Source organism: Xanthomonas sp. WHRI 7064 (assembly GCF_040202355.2).
In the GTDB taxonomy this organism is placed as follows: domain Bacteria; phylum Pseudomonadota; class Gammaproteobacteria; order Xanthomonadales; family Xanthomonadaceae; genus Xanthomonas; species Xanthomonas arboricola.
This window is the reverse complement of the sequence record NZ_CP167821.1, coordinates 4,227,927-4,253,827: the sequence shown is the minus strand read 5'-3', so window position 1 is coordinate 4,253,827 and position 25,901 is coordinate 4,227,927. Positions and strand designations below refer to the sequence as shown.

The window sequence follows — 25,901 nt, the reverse complement described above, 5'->3', positions numbered from 1 at the left end:
GTCTGCGCACTATAGTCCAGAAACCGGGGCGTCACGCAAGCATTGCGCTAGAATGACAGCGTCTTGCCGGCGCAGCGCCGGTGTTCCCAGACGGGTAATCCCATGGCTTTGCTCCCTATTCTCGAATTCCCCGATCCGCGGCTGCGCACCAAGGCCGTGCCGGTCGACGCTGCCGAGCTCACCAGCCCGGCATTCCAGACCCTGCTCGACGACATGTTCCAGACCATGTACGAGGCGCCCGGCATCGGCCTGGCCGCCAGTCAGGTGGACGTGCACAAGCGTTTCATGGTGATCGACGTCAGCGAGGAGAAGACGCTCCCGCAGGTGTTCATCAACCCGGAGATCGTGAGCAGGCAGGGCGAGCAGGTCTACCAGGAAGGTTGCCTGTCGGTACCGGGCATCTATGCCGACGTCGCCCGCGCCGATGCGATCACCGTGCGCTATCTCGACCGCCAGGGCAAGGCGCAGGAACTGAGCACCGACGGCCTGCTGGCGGTATGCATCCAGCACGAGATGGATCATCTGGACGGCAAGTTGTTCGTCGATTACCTGTCGCCGCTCAAGCGCGAAATGGTGCGCAAGAAACTGGCCAAGCAGCGTAAGCACGTGGCCTGAGGGCAGGGATTGGGGAGTCGGGATTGGGGATTGGTGAAGCGGGTTTTCTGGCTGCTTGCCGGTCCGTTGGTCCCCACGCTCAATCGCTAGGCGCGGGGCTATGCGTGTGATTGGGCGATGGCGCAGACCGTCGCTGCGCGCGCTCCGCGTACACGGATGGAGCGACACGTCGGGACCTGGGATATGGGATTGGCCAGCCATTGCGCTATTGCCCAAGCCCCCTGCTGCGAATCCCGATGCCCGAATCCCCATTCCCCGCCGCCGCCGCTGCCACTCCCCAATCCCCACTCCCGAATCCCCACCCTATGAGAATCGTATTCGCCGGTACGCCGGATTTTGCCGTCGCCTCGTTGCGCGCAGCCGCGCAGCGGCATGAAGTGGTGGCGGTCTACACCCAGCCGGATCGGCCGGCCGGCCGTGGCCGCGGGTTGACGCCGTCGCCGGTCAAGCTGGAGGCGATTGCGCGCGGCATCCCGGTCTTCCAGCCGCAGACGCTGCGCTCGCCGGAGGCCCTGGCCACGCTGCGCGCGCTCAATGCCGATCTGATGGTGGTGGTGGCCTACGGCCTGATCCTGCCCAAGGCGGTGCTGGCCGCGCCGACCCATGGCTGCTGGAACGTGCATGCCTCGTTGTTGCCGCGCTGGCGTGGCGCCGCGCCGATCCAGCGCGCGATCGAAGCCGGCGATACCGAAACCGGCGTCTGCCTGATGCAGATGGAAGCCGGGCTGGATACCGGGCCGGTGCTGTTGTCGCAGCGGCTGGCCATCGGCGAGCAGGAAACCGGCGGGCAGCTGCACGATCGCCTGGCCGTGCTAGGCGCGCAGGTGCTGGCCGATGGCCTGGGCCTGCTGCGTGCCGGCATCCGCCCGGTGGCGCAGCCGCAGCCGGCCGAAGGCGTGACCTATGCGCACAAGCTGGACAAGACGCAGGCGCGGCTGGACTGGACCCAGCCGGCGCAGGAGCTGGCGCGGCGGGTACGCGCGTTCAATCCATGGCCGGTGGCCGAGGCGGTCCTGGCCGGCGAGCGCGTGCGCCTGCATGGCGCGGTGGCGCTGGAGCTGGCCCATCAGCAGGCGCCGGGCACCCTGCTCGCCGCCAGCAAGCAGGGCATCGACATCGCCTGCGGGCAGGGCGCGCTGCGGGTGCGCGTGCTGCAGCGCGAGGGCGGCAAGGCGATCACCGCTGCCGACTACCTCAACGCGCGCCGCGACCTGCCGGCGCTGCGCTGATGTCGGCAGAGACTGCAACTGCGGGCGTCGGCTCGCGTCTGGCCGCGGCACGGGTGCTGACGGCGGTGTTCGACCAGGGCCGCTCGCTCAAGGCCGAACTGGCCGCGACCTTGCCCGGTCTTGATGATCCACGCGACCGCGCGCTGGTGGAGGCGATCTGCTTTGCGGTGCTGCGCCGCCGCCCGGCCTATGACGTGGCATTGCGGCAGTGGCTGGAACGCCCGCTGCCGCCGCGCGATGCGGAACTGAAAGCGCTGCTGATGGCCGGCTTCGCCCAGCTCGACGTGCTGCAGCTGCCCGCGCATGCGGCCTTGTCGGCCACCGTGGACGCGTGCCGCGCGCTGGGCCGGCCGCGGCAGGCCGGCATGGTCAACGCGATCCTGCGGCGCGCCCAGCGCGAGGGGTTTCCGGCGGTGTCCGCCGATGCGGGCTGGCCGTCCTGGCTGCGCAAGCAACTGCGTGCCGATTGGGGCGAGCAGGCCGAACGCATCTTCGTGGCAAGCGCGCAGATGGCGCCGATGTGGCTACGCGTGCAGCGCTCGCGGATCGACCCGGCCGGCTATGTCGCACGGCTGGCCGCGCTGGGCATCGGCGCGGACACGGATGCGCTGTTGCCGGATGCGGTGCGTCTGCACGGGGCGGTGCCAGTGAGCCAGTTGCCGGGCTTTGCCGACGGCGATGTCTCAGTGCAGGACGGCTCTGCCCAGCAGGTTGCCGATGCGCTGGCGCTGGCGCCGTCGGCACGCGTGCTCGATGCCTGCGCGGCGCCCGGCGGCAAGGCCGCGCATCTGCTGGAACGTCATCCGGGCCTGCAGCTCACCGCGCTGGATGTGGATGCGCGCCGGCTGGAGCGGGTGCAGCAGACCTTGCAGCGCACCGTGCCGGGCGCGCAGGTGACCTTGCACACCGCTGACGCAGCCGATAACGCCGCATGGTGGGACGGCCAGCCGTACGATGCGGTGCTGCTGGATGCGCCGTGTTCGGCCACCGGCGTGGTGCGCCGTCAGCCCGACGTGCTGCTGCATCGCCGTGCCGACGATATCGACGTCTTGTGCGCGTTACAGGCGCGCTTGCTCGATGCCACCTGGCGCACGCTGCGACCGGGCGGGCAGCTGCTCTACACCACCTGTTCCCTGCTGGCGCGCGAGAACCAGGCGCAGGTGCAGGCATTCCTGCAACGCACTGCCGATGCACAGGCGCAGCCGCTGGGCGCGCAATTCGGTCATGCGGCCGGTGCCGGACGTCAGCGTTTCCCCGGCGAGCAGCACTGCGACGGTTTTTTCTACGCGCTTTTGCTAAAAGCGTCCTGACCGCGCGCTGATCCCGGCGCTCCACCTTCGCATCCACTGCCGCCCGTCATGCTCAAGACTCGTGCTTCCAAGGATTTCTGGCTGCTGGCCATCACCGCCGTTCTGGTAATCGGCGCCGGCCTGGGACTGCGCGACCCCTGGCCGTCGGACGAGCCGCGGTTTGCACTGGTCGCCAAGCAAATGGTGATGAGCGGCGACTGGTTGTTCCCGCATCGCGGCAACGAGCTGTACTCGGACAAGCCGCCGATGCTGATGTGGCTGCAGGCGCTGTTCTACACGCTGCTGGGCAACTGGCGGGTGGCGTTCCTGCTGCCGTCGCTGCTGGCGGCGTTGGGCACGCTGGCCTGCGTGTACGACCTGGGGCGGCGCCTGTGGACCCGGCGTGTGGGCGCGTATGCGGCGTGGATGCTGCTGTTCACGCTGCACTTCACCTTCCAGGCCAAGAAGGCGCAGATCGATCCGCTGGTGGTGTTCTGGATCACCCTGGCCAATTACGGGTTGCTGCGCCATCTGCTGCTGGGGCCGGCCTGGCGCTGGTGGACGCTGGGCTGGTTTGCCGCCGGGCTGGGCGTGATTACCAAGGGCGTCGGCATCATCGCCCTGCTGATGCTGATCCCGGCCGGCATTGCGGCGGCGCGCGGCTGGCCGGGCGTGCGCGTGCATGTGCGCGATCGGCGTTTCTGGCTGGGGCCGCTGTTCTTCTTCGTTGCGATCCTGCTGTGGTTCGTACCGATGATGGTGACCGCGCTGACTGCCGGCCAGCCCGAGTACCGCGTCTATCTCAACGATATCCTGCTGCGCCAGACCGCCAAGCGTTACGCCAATTCCTGGGATCACGCGCAGCCGGTCTGGTACCACTTCAAGGGCATGGCCACGATGTGGCTGCCGACCATCCTGGTGCTGCCCTGGGCGATCCCGGCCTGGTGGCGCCGGCTCAAGCGACGCGATGCGCGCTATCTGTTGCCGCTGGCCTGGTGGCTGCTGGTGCTGGTGTTCTTCACCATTCCCAGCGGCAAGCGCGATGTGTACATCCTGCCGGCGCTGCCGATGTTCTGCCTGGCGCTGGCGCCGCTGGCGGCAGGCCTGCTGCGTCGCGCCGGGGTGCAGCGGCTGCTGTTCGGATTCGTGCTGCTGCTGACGCTGGCCTTCGCTGCCGGCGGCGCGGCGATGCTGATCGGGCATCCGGGCTTCGAGCAGAAGATCATGGACAGCCGCGGGGTCGGCAGCGAGGCCACCGACCCGCTCGGCTGGCTGCTGCTGGCGGTCGGTCTGTGGGGCGTGGCCAGCCTGTTGCTGCTGCGGGTGCGCCGCTCCGCGCTTGCCGCTGCATCGCTGCTAGGCGCGTGGTGGGTGGCGTTCGGCCTGGTCTGCTATCCGATCTTCAACGACTCCAGTTCGGCGGGCGCGGTGATGCGCGAGGCCGGGCGCCGGATCGGCCCGGACGCGCAGCTCGGGCTGGTGGCCTGGAAAGAGCAGAACCTGCTGATGGCCGACCGCCCCGCGCAGACCTTCGGCTTCAAGGTGCCGTGGGAAGAACAGCTGCAGCGCGCGGTGGCCTGGCAGGCAGAGCGTCCCGATCGACGTTGGCTGATGGCGCAGGAGACCGCGCTGCTGGCCTGCGTGGACCGCACTCGCAGCCAAATGGTGGGGGTGGCCAATCGTCGTCGCTGGTGGCTGGTACCGGCCGATGCCGTGCACGGCAGCTGCGTGGCGAGCTCCGAGCAGCGGGCAGTGGAAGCGCAGGAGCAGGGCAACCTGGACACCGAATGAGCCGGCGCAGCGCAGGTGTCTGCCGCGATCGGCGGCCCGTCAATGCCGTCGCCGGCCGCTGTCTAGCATGGATTCATGCGGGGCATCGTTAGCTTGGCCGGCGTCGCTGACCCGCGTCGCCCGATGTCACCCCCAGTTGCCACCGATGTCTGAATGAATTCCTTGCCCACCCAGCCCGCTGCGCTTTCCTCGTCGGCCCCCATCGCATCACCTGCAGGTGTGGGCATTGCCGAACTGGGCGTGTTCGCGTTGACCGCGTTGGTGGTCAGCATGCCGAGCGGGTTGCTGCCCTTCGGGCTATGCCTGTTGCTTGGCTCGCTGGTGGGTTGGCGCAGCCTGCGCGCAGGCGTTGTCATGCGCCCCTGGTCGCTGCGCGCGCTGGGGTGGTTGGCCGCGGCGGTGATCGCGATGTCGCTGTTGTCGATCGTGCTGTTCGAACACGGGCTGCGCGATGTCGACAACCGCTCGCGCTTCCTGGTGCTGCCGTGGGCGGCGGTGTGGGCGTACGCACTGCAGCCGCGCCAGGTCTGGCTATGGCGTGGCGCGCTGGCCGGCGTGTTCGCGGCAATGTTGATCGCCATGCTGCAGGTGATGAACGGTGCCGACCGCGCGGAAGGCTGGACCAATGCGATTGTATTTGCCGATATCGCGCTGATGCTGCTGGTGGTGGCGGTGTTTTGCCGTCCGCTCGGCAAGGTGCGCTGGCTGGTGGGCGCGGCCATCGCCACGGTGGTGGTGATCGTGCTCAGCGGCAGCCGCGGGGTGTGGTTGTCGTTGCTGGTGACCTTGGGCGTGCTGATCTGGGGCGCGCCCTGGCAGAGCGCACGCATGCGCTTGCTGACCTTCGTCGGCAGTGCGGTGCTGGCGGTCGGCGTGGTGCTCAGCGTGCCGGCGTTGACCCAGCAGATGCGCCTGGGCGAATTGCAGAGCGACCTGCAGCGCTATGAGGTCGGCGACAGCGACTCCTCCGCCGGTGCCCGGATCGAGCGCCTGCATGTGGCCTGGGACACCTTGCGCGCGCATCCGCTCACCGGTATCGGCGTCGGGCGCTTCGACGATGCGATGCGCGAGCTGCCGGTATGCGCCGGCGACACCTGGCTGCTGCGCTGTCATCTGGGCCATGCGCACAACGATCTGGCCGAGTGGGGCGCCACCCAGGGCGTGCCGGGCCTGTTGCTGCTGTTTGCGGTCTACGGGGTGCCGTTGTGGATCTTCGTGCGGCTGCATCGCCGCAGCGGCCAGCGCCAGTTCCGCGGACCGGCCGCGGCCGGGGTGATGATCGTGGTGAGCTATGCGCTGTGCGGGCTGACCCAGTCCATGTTTGCGCACCAGGTGTCGGCCAGCTTCTACACGGCGATAGTCGGTGTGCTGGTCGGGCTGGCAGCGCGTCAGGCGCAGGAGTTCCCGGCTCGAGCGGCCGACAAGGTCTAGCAAGCGGGCTTGCGGTGGCGATGGGTTATTCCCTCGTCACCGGAATTGACGTGGTGGACTGCCGGCTTCGAGCGCGTCTTGCGCCGACGTAGCGGCGAGCGCAGTCGTGTTGCTGACCGCTCTCAGTCGCCGCGCCGCTCGTCCGCACGCGGCGGGTCCTGCACCGGCTGGTTGTGCTGCAGCAGCCACAGCATGATGGTCTTCTGGCGCACGTAGTTGGCGCGCACGTAGGCATAGATCAACCCGTGCCAGCCATCGCGAAACCCGCCGCGCAGCAGGTAGCCGCGCCAGAAGCGCCAGGCCGGCGCCAGCACCAGCTTGCTCCAGGTCGCACGCTTGCCGCGCGCATGCTCGTGCTCGGCCATCATCTGCGCGTAGCGCTGGGTCTTGGCCAGTTGCTGCGCCAGCGAACGGTACGGATAGTGGATCAGATCGCCGGCCAGGGTCACCACTGCACCGTCGACACTGGCCGCCTCGTGGATCTCGCGCTTGCCGCGCCAGCCGCCGCGGCGTCGATCGAACAAGCGCAGCACCCGATCCGGATAGGCATTGCCATGGCGCAGGAACCGGCCGAAATAATCCGACAGCCGTGCGAAGCGATAGCCGGCCGCATTGGCAAACCCGCCATCGCGCGCGGCAACGATCGACGCCCGCAAGGCATCGCTGACGCGTTCGTCGGCGTCCAGGCACAGCACCCAGTCGTGGCTGGCCTGCGCAACGCAGAACGCCTTCTGGCTGCGGTAGCCATCGAAGGCGCGCTGCAGGACGCGTGCGCCGTGTGCGGTGGCCAGCGTCACGGTGGCGTCGGTGGAGCCGGAGTCCACCACCACGATCTCGTCGCAGAACGCCAGCGAGCGCAGGCAGTCGCGTAGGCGATCGGCCTCGTTGAACGCGATAATGCAGGCGCTGATGCGCGGCCGTTCGTCGGGTGCGGTCGAAGAGGACATGTGATGGCTCAATACCTGCTGTTCGCAACGGAACGTTACGCGTTGCCTATTCTGGCGCCATTGGCGCAGGCATTACAGGCCCGCGGGCACGCTGTGTCGGCGTGGTTCGAGGGCGGTGCACGCGGGCTGGTGTTGCCGGACGTGCGCGAGGTCGGCCTGCTTGAGGCGCTGGCGTTGCGTCCGCGTGCGGTGTTCAGCGCGGCCAACTGGGTGCCGCCGTTCATTGCGGGCGCCAAGGTGCAGCTGTTCCATGGGTTCAACGTGCAGAAACGCGAAGACAACCGCGGGCACTTCCGCGTGCGCGGATTGTTCGATCTGTATTGCACGCAGGGCCCGGCCACCACGGCGCCGTTTCGCGCGCTTGCCGAGCGCGAAGGGCATTTTGCCGTGGTCGAAACCGGCTGGCCCAAGCTCGACCCGGTGTTCCGCGACGATGGCGGCCGCAGCGCTGCACTGCGCGCGCCCGCCAACGGGCGCCCGGTGATCCTGTTCGGCTCCACGTTTACCGAGCGCTTGAGCGCTGCGCCCGCGCTCTACGACGAGATCGCCGCCGATATCGCACGCGGTGCGCATTACTGGCTGCTGACGCTGCATCCGAAGTGCGCGCCGGAGCTGTTCGATCGCTATCGCGCGCTGGCCGGGCCGCATGCCCGCTTTGTCGAACCCGAAGAAGTGATGGCCGCGCAGCGTGCGGCCGATGTGCTGGTGTCGGATACCTCGTCGATCGTGTCCGAGTTCGTGGTGCAGCACAAACCGGTGGTGACCTTCCGCAACCGCGTGCCGCAGCCGCATATGCTGGACTTCCAGCAGCCCGGGCAATTGCCGCAGCAGCTGGCGCGCGCGCTGGCGCCGGATGCGTCGCTGCGTAATGCGCTCGCCAATTATGCCGACGCGATCCACCCGTACCGCGACGGGCAGTCGTCGGAGCGGGTGATGGCAGCGACCGAGGACTTCATCGCCGGCAAGCTCGGCACGCTGCGGCGCAAGCCGCTGGGCGCAGTGTGGCGAGGCCTGCAGATCCGCCGCGAACTCGGATACTGGGGCCCGGCACAACGCTGATCACTGCGAGTTGCGCGTTGACGAGATACCGCTGCCAATCAGCACTTCACCCAATCCCGATTCCCAATCACCAACGCAGCTTGCGCCGCGCTAACGCGGCACTCAGCTGCGCTTGCAGTGCCTGCGCCTGCGCCAACGGCACGAAGCGCAGCCGCAACCCCGGGCCGGCCGCGCTGGCGCCGGCAGTGTCCAGCCACAGCGTTGCGGTGCCGGACAGACGGTCCAGCGGCGAGCGTTGCAGTTGCAGCGCCTGCAGCTTGTCCAGCTCGGCCAGCCGCCACCAGCGTTTCCACCAGCCGCCGCGCACGGCGACAAACCGCGCATCCACCGCGTAGCCCATGCGGTGCACCTGGCGATGCGCCTTGAATGCGCTCCACGGCAACCACAGCAGCAACCACGCCGCCTGGTTGCCGAATTGCCAGGCCAGGCCGATCACCAGCGGCAGCAGCAACAACAGCGTGGGCAGACTCAAGCGCCACCAGCAATGCGTGGCGATCGCCTGCCACTGTGCCGGCGGCCAGGCAATCCCCGGCAGCAGGCGCTGCAACAAGGCATCGCAGCGCTGCGGGTCGGCAATCGGCGCCAGCTCCTTCAATGCGCTGCCTTCGCGGTCGGCGCTGCCGGCTACGGCAGTCTCCACCCGCAACTGGCGACGACCGAACAGGCGATGCAGGCGGCTTTCGTACAGCGTCCACGACTGGATGCGCCGCAGCGCCACGCTGCTGCGGATCCGCGTCAGCAGGCCGCGCTCCACGGTGAGGCGGCGCTCGGATTGGCTGAGATGAAAGCCGTGGTACTGCGCCACCGCCAGCGCCACCGACAGCGCGCGCATCGCGACCAGTACGGCCAGGGCGCCCAGCACCACAAACGCGGCGGTCACCGCCTCCCCCGGATGGATCTGGCTGACGTAGCGGTAGGCCAGCTCGCCGTTGTGCTCGACGAAGTTGGACACCGTGCGGCGCGGAATCATCTGGTAGATCACGCCGAAGCTGGCAGCCACCACCACCATGCCGCGGTTGGAGATCAGCCCCAGCCGGACCACTTCGCCCAGCGGCAGACGCAGTAGCGTGTTGCTGTCGGCCTCGATCTGCGGCGTGCTGGCATCGGCGTCATGCGTGCGGCGACGGATCAGGTCTTCCAGCGCCAGCGCCTGGTCCAGCCGCAGCACGCGCATTTCCGCTTCGGGCTTGTGGCCGCCGGCCGATTCCAGGCGCACCTCGGCCACGCCGGCCAGCCGGTGCAGCAGCGATTGATGCACCACCACGTTATGGATGCGCGCGAACGGGATATCGCGCCGGCTGCGTTCCAGCAGCCCGCTGCGGATCGCCACGCCATCGGTGCCGATGCGGTAGCGATAGGTGAAATAGCGCAGCACCGAGATTGCCACCAGCACTGCCATCACCACGCCGGTGGCGATGTGGTCGGCCGAGTCGCGGCTGCCATCGCGGCTGCCGAACAGCACCAAGGCCGCCAGCGGAATCAGGAACTGGCGGATCTGCTGCAACAACACGAACACCCACGACAGCGGATGCAGGCGCTGCTCGTCCTGGCCGCGGTGTTCGATGGCGCTCACAGCGCGTCGTCGTCGTGATCGAGCTGGCGGGCGAGGCGGTCGCGCAGGCGTTCGGCATCGCCCTGATCCAGGCCGGACAAGGCCACCGCGTTGAGCCGGCTGCCGGCGGTATGCACCACCAGCGTGGTCAGCCGGGTGGCGCGTTCGATCGGGCCGCGGCGCAGGTCCACGTGCTGCACGCGCGAAATCGGGATGCGCGTGTCGCTCTGCCACAGATGGCCGCGTTGCAGCGCCAGGCCGTGCTGGTCGAGTTTCCAGTGGGTGAGCCGATGCCGTTTGACCGCGAACCACGCACCCAGCAGCGCGGCCACCACGGTCACGCCCAGCACTACCGGCCAGTCATGCCAGGCGTGCAGCACGGTGACGGTCACGCCGGCCGCGATCAGCCCGGCACATCCGCCGCCCAGCGCGCCGTTGACGCCGGCCACATACGCCCCGCGCTGCGGTAGCGGTTGCCACTGGGTGTGGTCCACCGCCGGAACCTGTGCCGGAGCGGCAGCGACGATGACCTCGGGGTGCGGCGGTGGAGCGTCGTGCACAAGGTTGGCCTGCAGGAGCGGTGCGCAAGCATAGCCGGGCGCCGCGGGCGGGCGCATCCGGCGCAGCGGCGCTTACTGCGCGGCCAGAATCAGCGCATCCACATCCAGCGCATGCCCGGCACGCGCGGCCTTGGTGCGCAGGTACTGCTCGTTCTCCGGAGTGATGTCGCCGGTCACCGGGATGCGGTCTTCGACCGCGATGCCGGCCGCACGCAGGCGCTCGGCCTTGGCGGGATTGTTGGTCAGCAGCCGGATCCGGCCGATGCCCAGGCCGCGCAGCATCGCCACCGCACTGCCGTAGCGGCGCTCGTCCGGGCCGAAGCCCAGCTGCGCATCGGCATCGATGGTGTCCAGGCCGGCGTGCTGGTAACCGTACGCGCGCATCTTGGCGGCGATGCCGGTGCCGCGGCCTTCCTGGTCCAGATACAGCAGCACGCCGCCGCCGAGCTCCTTCAGCTTGGCCAGGCCATGCCGCAGCTGGTCGCCGCAATCGCATTTGAGCGAACCGAACAGATCGCCGGTCAGGCAGGAGGAATGCACGCGCACCGGCACTGCGGCCGACAGGTCGGGCTGGCCGACCACGATCGCCACCTGGTCGCGCTGCGCCACCCCGCCGCGAAACACCACGAACTCGCTCATCCCCAGCCCGCGCAGCGGCACCGGCGTGCGGGTGACCAGCTCGTAGCCGGCCGCGGCGGATTTGGCGCAACCGCTGCCCAGATCGTCCAGTGCCAGCGACTGGCAACCGGCAAAGGCGGCGTGGCCATCCGCGTCGTGCAGTTCCACGGCCAGCATCGCCGGCAGCAGCAGTCCCAGCCGCGCGATTTCCACCGCGCCGGCATCCAACGCATCGCCCGGGGTCCATTGCGTCGGTACCGGGGTATCGCGCAGGTAGGCCAGGGCAGCGAGCTGGTCGTAGTCGTGGTCGACCAGCGCCACGCGTGCGCCCTGCGGCGCGCTCAGGCCCAGCACCTGGGCGCGGGTCGGGGTGACGAACAGATAGTGCCGCCCCTGCGCCGCACGCGCGAAGGCCGCGTAGGACTGCGCGGTGCTGCTATCCAGCGCCAGCACCGCGCGCGCCTGCCCGTTGGCCGCCGTCAGCAGCACCGGGCGGCCGGCGCGCAGTTCGGAGGCGGCGCGCTCGCAACGGATCGCGGCCGGATCACCGAAGGCCTGTGCGCTGGGGGAGGGGACGGGGCTGCTCATGCACGACTCCAGATGGGGATTGCCACGGCCGCTTCAAGGCGGACGCCGCCGCGGCCGTTGCCTGCCGCGTGCGGCCATTGTCGCGTGGTTCGCAAGCGCCAGTCGCCACGGCCGGGTGGAACGCTGCATCCAGCGCCCGCCGTTTGAGTTGCGCGGCAGGCGCGGATTGGTTGCATGCCGGCTGCGTTGTTCATCGCCCGGCAATGCCTTTTAATCCCAAGACCCTCTGCCCGCATCGGACCCCATGTCTCTTATCGACTGCAGCGAAGACCGCCACGCCAGCGCCATCCTGGAGATCTTCAACGACGCCATCGCCAACTCGACCGCGTTGTACGACTACAAGCCGCGGCCACCGGAGAGCATGGTCGGCTGGTTTGCGACCAAGCGTGCGGGCGGCTTTCCGGTGATCGGGGTGGAAGCTGCCGACGGCAGCCTGATGGGGTTCGCCAGCTACGGCACCTTCCGCGCCTGGCCGGCGTTCAAGTACAGCGTGGAGCATTCGATCTACGTGCACCGCGACCACCGCGGCAGGGGGCTCGGACGCCTGCTGTTGCAGGGCGTGATCGCGGCGGCGCAACAGCGCGGCGTGCATGTGCTGGTCGGCGGCATCGATGCCAGCAATCAGGCCAGCATCGCCCTGCACGAACAATTCGGCTTCACCCATGCCGGCACCGTGCGCGAGGCCGGTTTCAAGTTCGGCCGTTGGCTGGACCTGGCGTTCTATCAGCGCATCCTCGCCACGCCAGCCGATCCGCACGACGATTGAGCCGCCGGCAACGCCGCGCTATGCGCAGGCGGATCCGTCTTCAGCCAGCCGGCGTCAGTGCGGATGCCGCTCGGTCGCATACGGATTGGGCTCGCCGCTGCCCGGCGGGCGCAGCGTGTAGCGCTTGTAGGTCCACTGGTATTGCGCCGGGTCGCGCCGGGCGATCTGTTCGATACCCGCGTTGAGCGCGCTGGCGGCGCGCACCGGGTCGGCGTCGGCCACTGCCGGGTCGGCCGGCTGCACATGCAGCGCGAATTGCAGGTCGCCACCGGCACGTTCGCACCAGCCATACAGCACGATCGCGCCGGTGCGCTCGGCCAGTCGGTTGACCAGGGTCATGGTCAGGGCGGGGATGCCGAAGAACGGCGCAAACACGCCATCGCCCATTTTCGGCTGCTGGTCGGGCAGGATGCCGACCGCGCCGCCATCCTTGAGCACCTTGAACAACTGCCGCACCGCCGGGCCTTCGGCACGTACCTGGCGCACGTTGTCGCCGCCGCGGGCCAGTTGCAGGAAGCCGTCCACCGCGTCCGATTCCGGTGGGCGATACACGATGGCGATCGGCCCGCGTTCGGACAGCCACTGGTTGAGCAGCTCCCAGTTGCCGAAGTGCGGCGCGGCCACGATGACACCACGCCCGGAAGCCAGTGCGGCATCGTAGAGGGCCTGGCCATTGCGTTGCAGTCGCGCCAGGTTCTCGGCCGGCGGGCGGGTCCAGGTGCGCAGCACTTCCAGCGTCTGCCGCGCGGTCGACCGCAGCACCTGCGCATGCAGCTGCGCGCGCTGGCCGGCATCCAGTTCCGGGTACGCCAGTTCCAGGTTGCGGCGTGCTACGCGCGCCTCGCGCGCATTGAGCTTGCGCCAGCTCCAGGCCAGCGCGTCGGCCACACGTTTGAGCAGCGGCCACGGCAGGCGGCCCACGGTGGCGGCGGTGGCGTAGAGCAGGCGAGCGCGAACATCGGGTTTCATGCGCGCAATTCTAAACAGCGCGGCCGGCGATGACCCGCGCGTGACAGTGCCAACCGTGCTGGGCATGCTGCGCGGCACAGTTTGCTGCCGGAGAGTGCCCATGCTTGCGCTGATCCAACGTGTCACCCGCGCCGCCGTCACGGTCGATGCGCAGACCGTCGGGCAGATCGGTCCCGGGCTGCTGGCCCTGGTCGGGGTCGAGCCCGGCGACTGCGACGCGCAGATCCGGCGCCTGGCCGAGCGCCTGCTCGGCTACCGCGTGTTTGCCGACGACGCCGGCAAGATGAACCGCTCACTCACCGACACCGGCGGCGGCCTGCTGCTGGTCAGCCAGTTCACCCTGGCCGCGGACACCAGTTCCGGCAATCGCCCCGGCTTCAGCACGGCGGCGCCGCCGTTGGAGGCTGAACGGGCGTTCAATCAATTGGTGGCGATCTGCCGGCAAAAACATCGCGGCGGGGTGGAAACCGGGCGCTTTGGTGCCCATATGGTTGTCGACCTGGTCAACGATGGCCCGGTGACCTTCCTCCTCAGACCCTAGAAACCCACGTCCACCAGCGGTCCTGTCTTGAATCCGGCAGACCGGGCTTCACGCTGGTATAATGCTAGGTTCTCTTTCCAATCTCAAAGCCGGTGGCGCGAGCACTCATGGCCAACGAACGTCCTGCCCAGCAATCCGACATCAAGCTACTGATCAGCAAGGGCCTGGAACAGGGCTATCTGACCTACGCCGAAGTCAATGACCACCTGCCCGACGACCTGGTCGACCCGGAGCAGATCGAAGACATCATCAGCATGATCAACGGCATGGGCATCGATGTCCATGAAGTTGCGCCCGATGCTGAAACCCTGTTGCTCAACGATGGCAACACCGGCAACCGCGAGGTTGACGACACCGCAGCCGAAGAAGCTGCCGCCGCGTTGACCGCGCTCGACACCGAAGGTGGCCGCACCACCGACCCGGTGCGCATGTACATGCGCGAAATGGGCACGGTCGAGCTGCTGACCCGCGAAGGCGAAATCGCCATCGCCAAGCGTATCGAAGAAGGCCTGAGCCAGGTCCAGGCAGCGCTGGGTGTGTTCCCGCTGTCGACCGAAATGCTGCTGGCCGATTACGAAGCGCACAAGGAAGGCAAGAAGCGTCTGGCCGAGATCGTGGTCGGCTTCAACGACCTAATCGAAGAAGCCGACGCCGCCGCCGCTGCGCTGGCCGCCGCCGGCCCGGTCGCGGTCGACGAAGACGCGGTCGATGAAGACGACGACGAAGACGGCGATGACGACGCTGCCGAGGAAGAGGCCGGCCCGACCGGTCCGGACCCGGTGGAAGTGGCCACGCGCATGGAGAACCTGGCCAACGAATACGCCAAGTTCAAGAAGATCTATGCCAAGAACGGCGCCGAGCACAAGCTGGTGGTCAAGGCGCGCGAGGACATGGCCGCCATCTTCACCACGCTCAAGCTGCCGCTGCCGCTGACCGATGCGCTGGTTACCCAGCTGCGTGGCGTGGTCAACGGCATCAAGGATCACGAGCGCAAGGTGCTGCACCTGGCCACCACTGTGGCACGCATGCCGCGCAAGGATTTCATTCGTTCCTGGGAAGGCAACCAGACCAACCTGGAATGGGTGGAAGACGCACTCAAGCGCAAGCAGAAGTGGTCGTCGGCGCTGCGCGACGTCAAGGACCAGATCGTCTCCGAGCAGCAGGGCTCGATCGAGATGGAGAAGGCCAACTACCTGACCCTGGGCGAGATCAAGGAGATCAGCCGCGCGATGGCCTATGGCGAAGCCAAGGCACGCAAGGCCAAGAAGGAAATGGTCGAGGCCAACCTGCGCCTGGTCATCTCCATCGCCAAGAAGTACACCAACCGCGGCCTGCAGTTCCTCGACCTGATCCAGGAAGGCAACATCGGCCTGATGAAGGCCGTGGACAAGTTCGAATACCGCCGCGGTTACAAGTTCTCGACGTATGCAACGTGGTGGATCCGTCAGGCCATCACCCGTTCGATCGCCGATCAGGCGCGCACCATCCGTATTCCGGTGCACATGATCGAAACGATCAACAAGTTGAACCGCATTTCCCGCCAGATGCTCCAGCAGTTCGGCCGCGAGGCCACGCCGGAGGAGCTGGCCAAGGAAATGGACATGCCCGAGGACAAGATCCGCAAGGTGATGAAGATCGCCAAGGAGCCGATCTCGATGGAAACCCCGATCGGCGACGACGAGGATTCGCATCTGGGCGACTTCATCGAGGACACCAACGTGGAGTCCCCGATCGACAACACCACCAACATCAATCTCTCCGAGACGGTGCGGGACGTGTTGGCAGGGCTGACCCCGCGCGAGGCCAAGGTGCTGCGGATGCGCTTCGGTATCGACATGAATACCGATCACACGCTGGAAGAAGTGGGCAAGCAGTTCGACGTCACCCGCGAGCGGATTCGTCAGATAGAGGCCAAGGCGTTGCGCAAACTGCGTCACCCGAGCCGTTCGGAACAGCTGCGCTCGTTCCTGGACATCGACTGATCCGGTAGCCGTATCGGTGCAGTGATCACACGACAGCCCCGCACATGCGGGGCTGTTGCGTTGTGGGGCATGCCGCGAGCTATGCTTGGCCGGGTGGACGTCGCCGAAGCACCAATGCGCCGGGGATGGCGCAGGCGACATTCACGCCCCGGCGACGAAGCCAGACAGCGGCGCAACATGAAGCCGATGTTTCTGCCTGACTCACGTGACGTTCTAGCCGTGGCTTCTAAGTTGATGGACGAATGGAAACGAGGCCGTCGTATGAGCAGGCAAAGCCGCTTTGAAACCACCACATACCGCGAGCACGAGATTCGCGTACGCACCGAGCAGGCGTCCCCGGGCGCCAGGTGGACGCTATGGGTCGACGTGTATGCACTGGGCGGCAAACGCCAGCCACGCATCGGTGGCCGGGAACCGGGCTGGGAGACGTACCAGGAAGCCATCGCGCAGGGATTCCGCGCAGGCCGGCAATTGGTCGATGCGCAGCTTGAGGTGGCTTAGTAGCCGGGATTGGGGAGTGGGGATTCGGGATTGCTGAGGTGCTTGTCGATCCGGGTCGTCTACCGCGAATGGTGCGCAAAGCGCACTGATCGCATACAAATTTAGAAGTCCGGCTCGCGCCGGGCTTTTTTTGTGGGCATGCACGGGCACGGGTGGGTGCGGGCGCTTCTCCTCATCGATGCCTGATGTCAGCAGACAGCGACGCGCGCGGACAGGTAAACTTTCGCCTCAGCTGGACGGTCCGACATGCCCCGCATCTCGCCACCCACCCTGCCGGGCCTATAGCTCAACGGTTAGAGCAGAGGACTCATAATCCTTTGGTTCCAGGTTCGAATCCTGGTGGGCCCACCAAATTCCGGTTCAAGAACGTCCGATATAGTCCGGAAGGTTCAAGAAGTCCCCTGAAAAACGTTTGTATTTGGTCTTGCAAGGTCCAGCTGGATCCAGCTGCATCCATGTGTGAAGTGAGTCGGGCTGTGAGTCGTTCCATCGCATCTTGCCTGCCCGACTCACAGGTGCCTGACTCCACATGCTTACAGATACAAAGCTTCGCGCGCTTAAACCTAGGGATGCTGCCTTTCGGGTAGCTGACTCAAACGGTTTGTGCATTGAGGTGCGTACCACTGGTGCAAAGGTTTGGCGGTATCGCTACCGGTATGCAGGTAAGCCAAGCATGGTGACCATCGACGAGTACCCGGCGCTTTCACTGATGCAGGCTCGTGCAGAGCGCGACAAGCTACGCATGCTGCTGAAGGGTGGAGCTAACCCAGCCAATGTCGCTCGGATTGAGCGAGCCGTCCAAGCCGAGCGCTTGAACACTACGTTCGGAACCATTGGGCTTGAGCTGTTGGCTAAACGAGCGAAGGAAGGGCTAGGTCCAGGTTCGGTAAAGCGAGAGCGCCGTCTAATTGAAAAGGATTTGGCTTTTATTGCTGATATGCCTATCACTGATGTCAGTGCTCCCATTCTTCTGGCTGCTCTAAGGAAGTTGGAACAGAGGGGCGTGGTGGAGACTGCCCACCGGGCACGGTCTCATGCAGGACGAGTTTTCCGGTATGCAATTGCGACGGGCAGGGCTCAGCGAAATCCTGCTGAAGACCTTGTAGGTGCATTGGAGCAGCCGCAAACCAAGCATTTCGCAAGCCTGACCGAGCCTGCGCGAATTGGTGAGCTTCTGCGCGCGCTGTGGGCCTACCAGGGCTCGCCTGTGACTTGCGCGGCCCTCAAGCTTGCCCCCATGCTTTTTGTGCGCCCTGGCGAACTGCGGCAGGCAAAGTGGACGGATATCGACTTGGAAGCCGGTGAGTGGCGCTACGTCACTAGCAAGACCAAGACCGCGCACGTTGTTCCTTTGTCCGCACAAGCAGTGGCAGTGCTTGAAGAACTATGGCCACTCACCAAGCGCAGCGACTACGTGTTTCCCGGCGTGCGTAGCGCCGATCGCCCCATGAGCGAGAACACGGTCAATGCCGCGCTTCGCAATTTGGGTTTCGATGGCGAAACCATTGTAGGTCACGGCTTTCGTGCGATGGCGCGGACCGTGCTCGATGAAGTTCTGGGGTTTCGTCCAGACTATATCGAGCATCAGCTCGCGCATGCAGTGCGTGATCCATTGGGGCGAGCCTACAACCGCACGGCGCACCTGCCAGAGCGCAAGAAGATGATGCAGGCATGGGCTGATTATTTAGAAGGTCTACGGACACAACGGCAAGTAAGCTAAGGGTAAGGGGCTCTAGGTGCTTCTGGTGGGAAGCGGGCATCATGGTCCGACTTGCTAATGATGGCAAAATCACAATGCAAGAAAGCGGATGGGCTCGTTTCACGCCGCATTAGCTGGTAGGAAAATTCTCTGGGCAGTTTGCCTTATCTGTCGAATAAATTGCCTAAAGTAACGAATGTCCAGGAAGCCTAGTTGACGGCCGGAGAGAACGAGTCGAAGCTGTCAGTAATTCAAAATTCAGCCGGTATGCATGAAATCAGACTTTCAGACAATGGTGAAACTGCCGGCCACAATTGTTCAAGCCGCTGCTAGTATTGCCCAAAGTGATGGAGATTTTCCTACTTCACTACCTGGACTCAGTGTCCATCGCAGGAGTGCGCCTGCGATGCCGATGCCATGTATTTATGGCCTTGGCTTGGGATTAACTCTTCAAGGTGGCAAGCAGGTGATGCTTGGTGAAGAGGTGTTTGATTTTGCTCCTGGAAATTCTCTGCTTACTACAGTTGACCTTCCTGTCGTTACGCACGTTTCGTCGGCTACGCGAGAGGAGCCTTTTCTCGGCATGCTTATAGGCTTGGACGCGCAGATGGTGTTGGAGGAGGTGGCTTGCCTCGATCTTCACCCTCTGCCGAAGAACTTTGCCTATCGTCCTATATCGTTGCAGCCTCTCGATGCTCCTCTAGTCGACGCGTTGCTCCGCCTGATCAAGTTGGCCTCCGAACCACGTCTTATAAATTCACTTGCACCACTGATACGGCGCGAACTTACGGTACGCCTTCTCACTGGGCCGCATGGTCCGCATTTGCGGCATGTCGTCGCCTCCGGAACGCCTAGTCAACAAATCGCTCGGGTAATGGGTTGGCTCAAACAAAATTTCCACCGCTCCTTTAGCATGGAGGAGCTGGCTTCATCTGCAAACATGAGCCCCTCAACATTTCGGCAGCATTTCCGCGAAATCGCCAGCATGAGTCCTTTGCAGTATCAGAAGCAGCTACGGCTTCAGGAGGCGCGCCAGCTTATGTTGAATGAAGAGATGGACGCTGGCGTGGCCGGCATACGTGTGGGTTATGAAAGTCCTTCTCAATTCAGTCGTGAATATGCTCGCCTATTTGGAGCTCCTCCATTGAAGGATATCCGCAGACTTCGGTTGAGTTGACCGTTTTTAACGTTCAATTAAAAGTCAATAAATTCAGCGCTTTGCGATGCAGGTGATCATTCTTGCAAGTTATTCATGCCCCCAGACCCTGAAAATTCTCGACTGCAGGTCTTCGCTAATTCTGAAAAATTGGATTGATTGGCTTCAGGATGAAAGTCTATAAGCGAATACGTAGAGAATATTTTTAGAGGGCTGGGAAGTTCCACACCCTCTATCATAGCTGTGATCGGTGTCTAGCAGGCCTCACTCATTTACCGGTTGCTGTAAGGGGGGTGTTAGACGTCTGCGATTCATGTAATTCTCATCATTAAGACAATTGCAGATGAGTAAGTCACTGGTTCCTAGCTATGAGGAAGGCGAATGACTACTTTGCCGAAGTGTGAGCCTTGATCGACGTAAGAAAAAGCATCGCGTGCATCTTCGAAATCAAATACACGATCGATCACCGGTCTAATATTTGACATCGAGACAGCAGACAAAAGATCTTCGAGGCCTTCACGGCTACCAACCGAGATGTGTCTGAAGGTAGCTCCACTTCCGAAGAGTGTAAAAAAATCGATCTTGCGATCTTCGCCGTTGAGGAAGCCGATTGCCGATATCTCCCCGCCAAAGCGTACGGCGACCAAGCTCTCATTGATCGTGCCTGGTCCGCCTACCTCAATGACTCGATCAACGCCATTGCCGCCGGTAAGAGCTCTTACGGAAGAGCCCCACTTCGGGTCGGTGACGTAATTAATAACTTCATCTGCTCCCAATTGCTTCAAATGTTCAGCCTTCTTAGAGCTGGAAGTTGTAGCGATAACTGTCGCTCCCAGACTTTTGGCCAGCTGTAGCCCAAAGATCGAAACTCCACCGGTACCTTGAATTAGGACCGAGTGTCCTGCTCGAATAGGCTCACCTAATGTAAGTGCGCTCCAGGCAGTAAGAGCAGCGCAGGGAAGTGTTGCTGCTTCCTCGTAGGAAAGGTTTTCAGGAATAGCAACCAGATCTTCCTGGTTAACAACTTTGTATTCCACTAGCCATCCATTGGATGCGGCACCGTATGCCTGACGATTGACATTCGTTGGCAGGCGTCCCCCGTGCCAAGCGGGATGAAAGACGCTCATGACCCGATCGCCCACTGCGAATCTATAAACGTCTTCCCCGACGTCAACCACTTCGCCTGCTGCGTCGCTGGTTGGAATAAGACCTTTGAGATGTGGAACAGGATACTGGTTGCGTAGCATCGCTATGTCCCGAAAGTTGAGCGATACGGCGCGGACACCAATCAGCACCTCACCCCGCTGGGGACGTGGAATTGCTTCGGCTACTTGCACAAGGTCCTTTGTGCCGGTGAAGTCATTCAATCGATATGCTTTCAACAAAAATCTCCTCGCTCTACAAGGTTGGTATAAGGTAGTACCGGTAATTCATGGCTTTAGAGACACTTGTCACGACTTAATCTCAGCATGCTGATACCGGTTGCGTGAGTCGCTCTGGCGACTCACGCAGAGAAATCCGCAAGATGACCCGCTAAAACTCTCTCAGTCGCAGCCATGCCCAGCTGCGCCGACAATCGCTTCGAGTGTTTCTGCAATTATCCCGACAGCGATGGAGTGAGGAGACGAATGACCGAGACGCCAACCAGCAGGAAGCCGCAGACGTGCCAGAGATTGTTCGTCATGACCGAGCTCACGGAGCGCGCGTAGGCGCGTTTCTTTTTTTTGGCGACTGCCCAGGATGCCAACGCAGGCGGCGACTGAAGCCAACCCATGGCGCGCAACCTGTAGGTCCAGTTCGTTATCGTGGGTGAGGCTGTACAAAGCGCAATTGGCGTCCAGTACGAGATCCACCAATGCTTCGCCAAGAGCACGCCGGTCGTAATGTGAATGGGGAAGGCCAGGAGGTGGCTCACTCGGGCCATGCGGACGTAATACGCGAAGCTCGATCTCCATCTGGCGGGCCAGCGTGACCAGCGCGAGCACTGCTGGGTCTGAACCCACAAGAATCAACCGTGGCGGTGGTCGATAAGTCAGCAGAAATTCGTTGGTATGCAGTTGGCTTGGTGAAGATGGGTAACGCAATCCGCCGGTGCTACGATCAAGTGCAGCATAGAAGAGATTTCGTTGCTGGCGAGCGTCGAGCCATCGTGCCAGATGGACATTCAAATCATTGAGTGGGCAGACTAGGATGCCAATCCGGCCACCACAGCTCAGTTGGATGTCCATGACCTCGCTACCGTGGCCATAGTCTAGCAAGCGTGGCGATCCGTCATGCAGCGCACGTATTGCTTCCTGGGCAACCGCTGCCTCCACGCAGCCGCCAGAGACATATCCCGCCACATGCCCATGATCGCTGACGATCATCTGGCTACCCAACTGCCGTGGTGATGAGCCATGAACCTCTATCAAGGTTGCGAGTGCGACCCGCCGACCTATCGCATGCCATTCTCTGAGGATTGGCAGCAAATCTTCTTGCAAGGCGTAGTGGGGCCAAGCCGGCCACTCCAGTCCTAACGGCGCCGGGGTGGCGCTCGTTGCCAGTCGCGTGCTCACCGGGGTAGAACCATGGGTATAGCCAAGCGTGTACTGTTGCAATGAACGTCAAGTACAAGCCCATGACATCGATAAGAGTATCGATTCTTGACGTGACCGCTGCCTCCTAGTGTTACAAGAAGGGGCATCATGCAAGCAGCTTGTCCATCGTGATCGGCAGGTCGCGTATGCGCTTGCCGGTTGCGTGATAGACAGCGTTACCGATGGCCGCCGCGACGCCAACGATTCCAAGTTCGCCCACCGCCTTGCCTCCAAGCGCACTGGCCTTGAAGTCGGGCAAGCCGACATCGATGGTGACGATCTCGGGAACGTCCGCGTTAACTGGCACCGCGTAGTCGGCGAGGTTGGCGTTGACAACTCGTCCATCCCTATCATCAATGTGCCCCTCTTCGAGCAGGGCCTGTCCTATACCCATGATCATGCCGCCGATCCATTGACTCTCGGCTAGCTTGGGGTTGTAGAGTTTTCCACTGTCGAAGGCCGCTACCATCCGCTTTACGCGAACCGTACCGAAGTCTTCATCCACTCGTACCTCCACGAAGTGCACACCCCAACTGTGCGCAGATACACCCCCTGTTGTGGTGGGCAGCATCTGGCTGAAACTGTGGGCGGCTGCATCACGGTCAGCTTCGGTCGAATCTGCTTTGAAGGTGTCCGCTGAAATTTCAAAGCGATCCCTGCCCAAGGCTTTCAACAAGTCAGCTAATGCAATTCCATCGCCAGGTCGTTGCGATGGTTTGATGCGTCCGTTTTTAAAGACAAGCTTGCCGATATCCATGCCGTACAAGGGGGAATTGGCATCGGTCGTTGCGACTCTCAACACTTCGCTGCGCGCGAGAACCGCCGCCTTATGCACTGCCCCAGTAAGGTTATTAGCCAGCTGAGAGCCGCCGGCAACCGCAGCGCGAGGGAGGTCCGTATCGCCAAGGCTGACCCTCACGGCACTGGTCGGCACGTCCAATACCTCTGCTGCGGTCTGCGCAAGTATCGTGTAGGTCCCTGTACCAAGATCCGTGCCCCCGCTGAGTACCTCTATCTGCCCATCTTTGTGGATCACAATCTTAGCTTCACTCGGCGTGCGCCAGACAGGGTAGGTGCCTGCAGCCATTCCCCAGCCAATCAGCTCACGCCCTTCGCGCATCGAGCGCGGTACCGGATTGCGCTTTGCCCAGCCAAATGCAGCGGCACCGGCTGCATATCCCTCGCGCAGACGACGTGACGACCAAGGAATATTGGCCTTGGGGTCCTGGTCAGCCCAATTGCGTAGGCGCAGCTCCACCGGATCTAGACCGAGTTTGTATGCCAGTTCGTCCATGGCGGTTTCAAGGGCGAATGCGCTGACATTCTCACCAGGCGCCCTCATCCACCCTGGGTTCACGGTGTTGACAGGAATTACGCTATGGCGAGCCAGTAGATGAGGTGACGCATACATGAGCGCAGTCACCACATTGGTGGGTTCCAGATGGACATCGTCGATTGCTGTCTCGTTCCATCCGTCATGGACCACCGAAACAAGTGAGCCTTGCGCTGTAGCCCCCAAAGCCAGCTTCTGCCCCGTGCGTGGACGTCCACCGTATCCGGTGAATGTCTGCGGGCGCGTCAGCGCAACTTTCACCGGGCGTTCCAATACTCTGGCGGCGGCGCAGGTCATTGCGACATGTGGGTGAGGCGCAATCTTGCAGCCGAAGCCGCCTCCGATGAATGGCGAGACAACGCGAACCTTGTCCATTTCCACACCCATCCACTGGGCAATTACATTGCGCGCGCCACCGACCCACTGACTCGATTCATAGACAGTCAGTGCATCGTTGTTCCAGTGCGCAATGCAAGCATGCGGCTCCATTGGAACGTTGTATTCGCGGGGCGTCGTATACACCTCATCAATGGTCACTACAGCAGTTGCCATAGCGGATTCGGCATCCCCCCACTTCACTTGCAGATCGCTCATCGGTTGTGGTTTGGCACGCTTGTCATCAGGATTGATGATTGCATTGGTCTGCGTGTAGCTGACCTGTACCAGACTTGCGGCCTCGGTTGCCTGCTCGAACGTCTTGGCCACCACCAATGCGATGTGCTGACCGTTCCAGCGCACTTGATCGTCTTGCAGAGGTACGAACGCCTCAGTAGCAGATCCCCCTTTCATGAAAGGAACTGCCGGGCGGATATCAAGGCGATTGCGATGTGTATACACCGCTACGACGCCCGGAGCGCGTTCGGCCCGAGCGACATCAATCAAGGTGATGCGTCCGGCGGCAACGGTTGATTGTACTGCTACGCCGTAAAGCATTCCTTCTAGCGCATGCTCGATGGCATAGCGAGCCTTTCCACGTACCTTCAACCCACCATCCTTTCGTGAGGCGCGCTCGCCAAGTGCACCCTTAGGCTCTTTGCCTACGACTGGAGAAATTTCACTCGACGGCACCGAAAGGGCCAGCCCGCCATAGCCGACAGCAGAGCCCGCTGCCGCAGTCTTGAGCAATGTGCGACGCTTGATTTTCTGATGAAAAAAATAACTCATGCTAGGCCTCCGGCAGTCATCAGTGCCCTCGCTACTACGCGTGGTGCCAGGGTGATCTTGTAGCCATTATGTTCTCGTGCTTCCGCGCCATCGATTGAGTGCTTGGCTGCTTCACGGAGCATCGGCTCGGAGAAAGTCTTACCAATCAGAGCCTGCTCGACTGCGCGCGCACGCCACGGCTTGGTGCCCACACCGCCCAATGCGATACGAACATCGCGAATCGTGCGTCCATCGCTTTCTAGCTCGATCCCAACTGCGGCGCTTGCAGCAGCGAACTCGTAGGACGCGCGGTCACGCACCTTCAAGTAGTGCGAGTGCTTCAGAGCCGGCACGATTGGCACATCTATTTCAATGATCATCTCGCCGGGCGAGAGGTCATGTTCGATCTGAGGAGTGAGGCCAGGCAACCGATAGAAGTCATCCGCCAGCACGGTTCGTTCGGTGTTGCCACGAATACGGACTGTCGCGTCGAATGCCACCAATGCTACCGCCAGATCGCCGGGATAAATCGCAATGCAGGCTTCGCTAGCCCCCAACACCGCGTGCTGACGATTTACGCCGTCTAGCGCTGCACAACCTGATCCTGGTGAGCGCTTGTTGCATGCGGGATAAGCGGCAGGATCACGAAAGTAGCTGCAGCGTGTGCGCTGCAGGAGGTTTCCGCCAATGGAGGCCATATTGCGCAGCTGAGGTGATGCTGCGCGCCACAAGGCTTCGCTGAGAACAGGCGCTTTTTTCTTGATCTGCGCGTCGGCGGCTACTTGGCTCATCTTGGCTGTAGCACCGATCCGGATCCGCCTGTCATCCAGATTGATCTCACTCAAACCCCGCAACCGACTGATGTCGACCAACCGCGCAGGGCGTTCGACGCCGCACTTCATCAGATCCAACAAGGTGGTGCCACCCGCCAGGAACTTGGTTGCCGGCTTACTGGCCTGCTGGCGTGCCTCACTCACATCGTCGGTCCTGACATAGTCGAACGTCTTCATGCGCTGCGCTCCTGTAGACGCGCCGCTGCCGCGCGCACTGCGGTGACGATATGTGGGTAAGCGCCACAGCGGCATATATTTCCGCTCATGTATTCGCGAATTTCATCATCAGAACCCGTGTGGCCGTCACGAATGCAGGCGACGGCTGACATGATCTGTCCAGGGGTGCAATAACCGCACTGAAACGCATCGAATTCGACGAATGCTGCCTGTACGACATGCAATGCACCGTCCGAAGGCGCGAGTCCTTCAATCGTGGTTACCTCCCGCCCTTCGACTTGCGCCGCAAGAGTCAGGCAGCTCAACACGCGTTGGCCGTCAATATGTACGGTGCAGGCACCGCATTGTCCTTGGTCGCATCCTTTCTTGGTGCCAGGAAGAGCGGCAAATTCTCGAAGTGCGTCAAGCAGCGTGGTCCGCGTATCAAGCTCAAATGTCTTACGCTCACCATTGATGCTGAGCTGAAGTCTTTTTCGATCTGTCATGCTGGCCTCTCCCTTCGTGCTGGCTTTTTCCCAAAGCCACAAAGCGATGCCAACTGGCATT

General features: G+C 63.3%; 22 protein-coding genes and 1 tRNA gene. 13 read left to right on the top strand and 10 right to left on the bottom strand.

Annotation, left to right across the window (positions count from 1 at the left end; all coding sequences use genetic code 11):
* Window positions 1–102: 102 nt before the first annotated feature.
* The 5 genes from def to ABQY74_RS18055 all read left to right on the top strand — a co-directional run bounded on the left by def (window position 103) and on the right by ABQY74_RS18055 (window position 6,355).
* On the top strand, window positions 103–615 hold the full coding sequence (gene def / locus ABQY74_RS18075; protein ID WP_024938525.1) for a peptide deformylase: 513 nt from the start codon (window positions 103–105) through the stop codon (window positions 613–615).
* 305 nt (window positions 616–920) lie between these two features.
* Complete coding sequence (gene fmt / locus ABQY74_RS18070) at window positions 921–1,844, top strand: methionyl-tRNA formyltransferase (RefSeq protein WP_104560169.1); 924 nt, start codon at window positions 921–923, stop codon at window positions 1,842–1,844.
* Window positions 1,844–3,154: a 16S rRNA (cytosine(967)-C(5))-methyltransferase RsmB gene (rsmB, locus tag ABQY74_RS18065; RefSeq protein ID WP_104575066.1), complete on the top strand. Its 1,311-nt coding sequence runs from the start codon at window positions 1,844–1,846 to the stop codon at window positions 3,152–3,154. The genes fmt and rsmB overlap by 1 nt, the downstream gene beginning before the upstream one ends.
* Before the next feature lie 48 nt (window positions 3,155–3,202).
* On the top strand, window positions 3,203–4,924 hold the full coding sequence (locus ABQY74_RS18060) for a glycosyltransferase family 39 protein (RefSeq protein WP_104575064.1): 1,722 nt from the start codon (window positions 3,203–3,205) through the stop codon (window positions 4,922–4,924).
* A 153-nt stretch (window positions 4,925–5,077) separates the two neighbouring features.
* Window positions 5,078–6,355: an O-antigen ligase gene (locus ABQY74_RS18055; RefSeq protein WP_349792574.1), complete on the top strand. Its 1,278-nt coding sequence runs from the start codon at window positions 5,078–5,080 to the stop codon at window positions 6,353–6,355.
* A gap of 122 nt (window positions 6,356–6,477) precedes the next feature.
* Here the strand turns inward: ABQY74_RS18055 and ABQY74_RS18050 are convergent, their stop codons facing one another.
* Window positions 6,478–7,302, bottom strand: a complete 825-nt coding sequence (locus tag ABQY74_RS18050) for a glycosyltransferase family 2 protein (RefSeq protein ID WP_102580477.1) — start codon at window positions 7,300–7,302, stop codon at window positions 6,478–6,480.
* Here ABQY74_RS18050 and ABQY74_RS18045 point away from each other — a divergent pair, their 5' ends adjacent.
* Window positions 7,303–8,361: a CDP-glycerol glycerophosphotransferase family protein gene (locus ABQY74_RS18045; protein WP_104575060.1), complete on the top strand. Its 1,059-nt coding sequence runs from the start codon at window positions 7,303–7,305 to the stop codon at window positions 8,359–8,361.
* A gap of 67 nt (window positions 8,362–8,428) precedes the next feature.
* On the opposite strand, the gene ABQY74_RS18040 is transcribed toward ABQY74_RS18045, so the two are convergent.
* The 3 genes from ABQY74_RS18040 to ribA all read right to left on the bottom strand — a co-directional run bounded on the left by ABQY74_RS18040 (window position 8,429) and on the right by ribA (window position 11,679).
* Window positions 8,429–9,934 (bottom strand): PH domain-containing protein, encoded by a 1,506-nt coding sequence (locus tag ABQY74_RS18040; protein ID WP_349792572.1) that lies wholly within the window; start codon window positions 9,932–9,934, stop codon window positions 8,429–8,431.
* On the bottom strand, window positions 9,931–10,407 hold the full coding sequence (locus tag ABQY74_RS18035) for a PH domain-containing protein (protein ID WP_039529659.1): 477 nt from the start codon (window positions 10,405–10,407) through the stop codon (window positions 9,931–9,933). The genes ABQY74_RS18040 and ABQY74_RS18035 overlap by 4 nt, the downstream gene beginning before the upstream one ends.
* A 138-nt stretch (window positions 10,408–10,545) precedes the next feature.
* Complete coding sequence (gene ribA / locus ABQY74_RS18030; RefSeq protein ID WP_039525017.1) at window positions 10,546–11,679, bottom strand: GTP cyclohydrolase II RibA; 1,134 nt, start codon at window positions 11,677–11,679, stop codon at window positions 10,546–10,548.
* A 244-nt stretch (window positions 11,680–11,923) separates the two neighbouring features.
* Here ribA and ABQY74_RS18025 point away from each other — a divergent pair, with 244 nt between their 5' ends.
* Window positions 11,924–12,445, top strand: coding sequence for a GNAT family N-acetyltransferase (locus tag ABQY74_RS18025; RefSeq protein ID WP_104560163.1), 522 nt, complete (start codon window positions 11,924–11,926; stop codon window positions 12,443–12,445).
* A gap of 54 nt (window positions 12,446–12,499) precedes the next feature.
* On the opposite strand, the gene ABQY74_RS18020 is transcribed toward ABQY74_RS18025, so the two are convergent.
* Window positions 12,500–13,516 carry a lauroyl acyltransferase gene (locus ABQY74_RS18020; protein WP_024938516.1) on the bottom strand — a complete coding sequence of 339 codons (1,017 nt, stop codon included), beginning with the start codon at window positions 13,514–13,516 and terminating at the stop codon, window positions 12,500–12,502.
* On the opposite strand from ABQY74_RS18020, the gene dtd reads away from it, so the two are divergent.
* The 6 genes from dtd to ABQY74_RS17990 all read left to right on the top strand — a co-directional run bounded on the left by dtd (window position 13,515) and on the right by ABQY74_RS17990 (window position 19,314).
* Entirely contained in the window at window positions 13,515–13,955 is a 441-nt protein-coding gene (gene dtd, locus ABQY74_RS18015) for a D-aminoacyl-tRNA deacylase (RefSeq protein ID WP_349792569.1), read from the top strand. The genes ABQY74_RS18020 and dtd overlap by 2 nt on opposite strands.
* Window positions 13,956–14,062: 107 nt before the next feature.
* A complete protein-coding gene (rpoD, locus tag ABQY74_RS18010; RefSeq protein ID WP_016902493.1) occupies window positions 14,063–15,937 on the top strand; it encodes an RNA polymerase sigma factor RpoD in 1,875 nt (624 codons plus the stop codon).
* A gap of 186 nt (window positions 15,938–16,123) precedes the next feature.
* Window positions 16,124–16,438 (top strand): DUF6566 family protein, encoded by a 315-nt coding sequence (locus ABQY74_RS18005; RefSeq protein ID WP_102584025.1) that lies wholly within the window; start codon window positions 16,124–16,126, stop codon window positions 16,436–16,438.
* A 275-nt stretch (window positions 16,439–16,713) separates the two neighbouring features.
* Window positions 16,714–16,789 (top strand) — tRNA-Ile (locus ABQY74_RS18000).
* Window positions 16,790–16,967: 178 nt separating this feature from the next.
* Window positions 16,968–18,158 (top strand): integrase arm-type DNA-binding domain-containing protein, encoded by a 1,191-nt coding sequence (locus ABQY74_RS17995; RefSeq protein ID WP_126968288.1) that lies wholly within the window; start codon window positions 16,968–16,970, stop codon window positions 18,156–18,158.
* A gap of 250 nt (window positions 18,159–18,408) precedes the next feature.
* Entirely contained in the window at window positions 18,409–19,314 is a 906-nt protein-coding gene (locus ABQY74_RS17990; RefSeq protein WP_206514924.1) for an AraC family transcriptional regulator, read from the top strand.
* A gap of 341 nt (window positions 19,315–19,655) precedes the next feature.
* Here ABQY74_RS17990 and ABQY74_RS17985 read toward each other — a convergent pair whose 3' ends face one another.
* The 5 genes from ABQY74_RS17985 to ABQY74_RS17965 all read right to left on the bottom strand — a co-directional run bounded on the left by ABQY74_RS17985 (window position 19,656) and on the right by ABQY74_RS17965 (window position 25,900).
* The gene (locus tag ABQY74_RS17985; RefSeq protein WP_104575152.1) at window positions 19,656–20,675 is read right to left on the bottom strand and encodes an NAD(P)-dependent alcohol dehydrogenase; all 1,020 of its coding nucleotides are present in this window, start codon (window positions 20,673–20,675) and stop codon (window positions 19,656–19,658) included.
* Between the two features lie 162 nt (window positions 20,676–20,837).
* The gene (locus ABQY74_RS17980; RefSeq protein ID WP_104575150.1) at window positions 20,838–21,836 is read right to left on the bottom strand and encodes an XdhC family protein; all 999 of its coding nucleotides are present in this window, start codon (window positions 21,834–21,836) and stop codon (window positions 20,838–20,840) included.
* A gap of 139 nt (window positions 21,837–21,975) precedes the next feature.
* Window positions 21,976–24,366, bottom strand: coding sequence for a xanthine dehydrogenase family protein molybdopterin-binding subunit (locus tag ABQY74_RS17975; protein ID WP_349792566.1), 2,391 nt, complete (start codon window positions 24,364–24,366; stop codon window positions 21,976–21,978).
* The gene (locus ABQY74_RS17970; protein WP_104575030.1) at window positions 24,363–25,355 is read right to left on the bottom strand and encodes a xanthine dehydrogenase family protein subunit M; all 993 of its coding nucleotides are present in this window, start codon (window positions 25,353–25,355) and stop codon (window positions 24,363–24,365) included. The genes ABQY74_RS17975 and ABQY74_RS17970 overlap by 4 nt, the downstream gene beginning before the upstream one ends.
* Window positions 25,352–25,900: a (2Fe-2S)-binding protein gene (locus ABQY74_RS17965; RefSeq protein WP_219821118.1), complete on the bottom strand. Its 549-nt coding sequence runs from the start codon at window positions 25,898–25,900 to the stop codon at window positions 25,352–25,354. Before ABQY74_RS17965 ends, ABQY74_RS17970 begins: the two co-directional genes overlap by 4 nt.
* Window position 25,901 lies beyond the last annotated feature (1 nt).

What these genes read in the sequence shown, in the direction of transcription:
- def (WP_024938525.1), top strand. Translation starts at nt 103, where the DNA reads ATGGCTTTGCTCCCTATTCTCGAATTCCCCGATCCGCGGCTGCGCACC.
- fmt (WP_104560169.1), top strand. Translation starts at nt 921, where the DNA reads ATGAGAATCGTATTCGCCGGTACGCCGGATTTTGCCGTCGCCTCGTTG.
- rsmB (WP_104575066.1), top strand. Translation starts at nt 1,844, where the DNA reads ATGTCGGCAGAGACTGCAACTGCGGGCGTCGGCTCGCGTCTGGCCGCG.
- ABQY74_RS18060 (WP_104575064.1), top strand. Translation starts at nt 3,203, where the DNA reads ATGCTCAAGACTCGTGCTTCCAAGGATTTCTGGCTGCTGGCCATCACC.
- ABQY74_RS18055 (WP_349792574.1), top strand. Translation starts at nt 5,078, where the DNA reads ATGAATTCCTTGCCCACCCAGCCCGCTGCGCTTTCCTCGTCGGCCCCC.
- ABQY74_RS18050 (WP_102580477.1), bottom strand. Translation starts at nt 7,302, where the DNA reads ATGTCCTCTTCGACCGCACCCGACGAACGGCCGCGCATCAGCGCCTGC.
- ribA (WP_039525017.1), bottom strand. Translation starts at nt 11,679, where the DNA reads ATGAGCAGCCCCGTCCCCTCCCCCAGCGCACAGGCCTTCGGTGATCCG.
- ABQY74_RS18025 (WP_104560163.1), top strand. Translation starts at nt 11,924, where the DNA reads ATGTCTCTTATCGACTGCAGCGAAGACCGCCACGCCAGCGCCATCCTG.
- dtd (WP_349792569.1), top strand. Translation starts at nt 13,515, where the DNA reads ATGCTTGCGCTGATCCAACGTGTCACCCGCGCCGCCGTCACGGTCGAT.
- ABQY74_RS18020 (WP_024938516.1), bottom strand. Translation starts at nt 13,516, where the DNA reads ATGGGCACTCTCCGGCAGCAAACTGTGCCGCGCAGCATGCCCAGCACG.
- rpoD (WP_016902493.1), top strand. Translation starts at nt 14,063, where the DNA reads ATGGCCAACGAACGTCCTGCCCAGCAATCCGACATCAAGCTACTGATC.
- ABQY74_RS18005 (WP_102584025.1), top strand. Translation starts at nt 16,124, where the DNA reads ATGTTTCTGCCTGACTCACGTGACGTTCTAGCCGTGGCTTCTAAGTTG.
- ABQY74_RS17995 (WP_126968288.1), top strand. Translation starts at nt 16,968, where the DNA reads ATGCTTACAGATACAAAGCTTCGCGCGCTTAAACCTAGGGATGCTGCC.
- ABQY74_RS17990 (WP_206514924.1), top strand. Translation starts at nt 18,409, where the DNA reads ATGAAATCAGACTTTCAGACAATGGTGAAACTGCCGGCCACAATTGTT.
- ABQY74_RS17975 (WP_349792566.1), bottom strand. Translation starts at nt 24,366, where the DNA reads ATGAGTTATTTTTTTCATCAGAAAATCAAGCGTCGCACATTGCTCAAG.
- ABQY74_RS17970 (WP_104575030.1), bottom strand. Translation starts at nt 25,355, where the DNA reads ATGAAGACGTTCGACTATGTCAGGACCGACGATGTGAGTGAGGCACGC.
- ABQY74_RS17965 (WP_219821118.1), bottom strand. Translation starts at nt 25,900, where the DNA reads ATGCCAGTTGGCATCGCTTTGTGGCTTTGGGAAAAAGCCAGCACGAAG.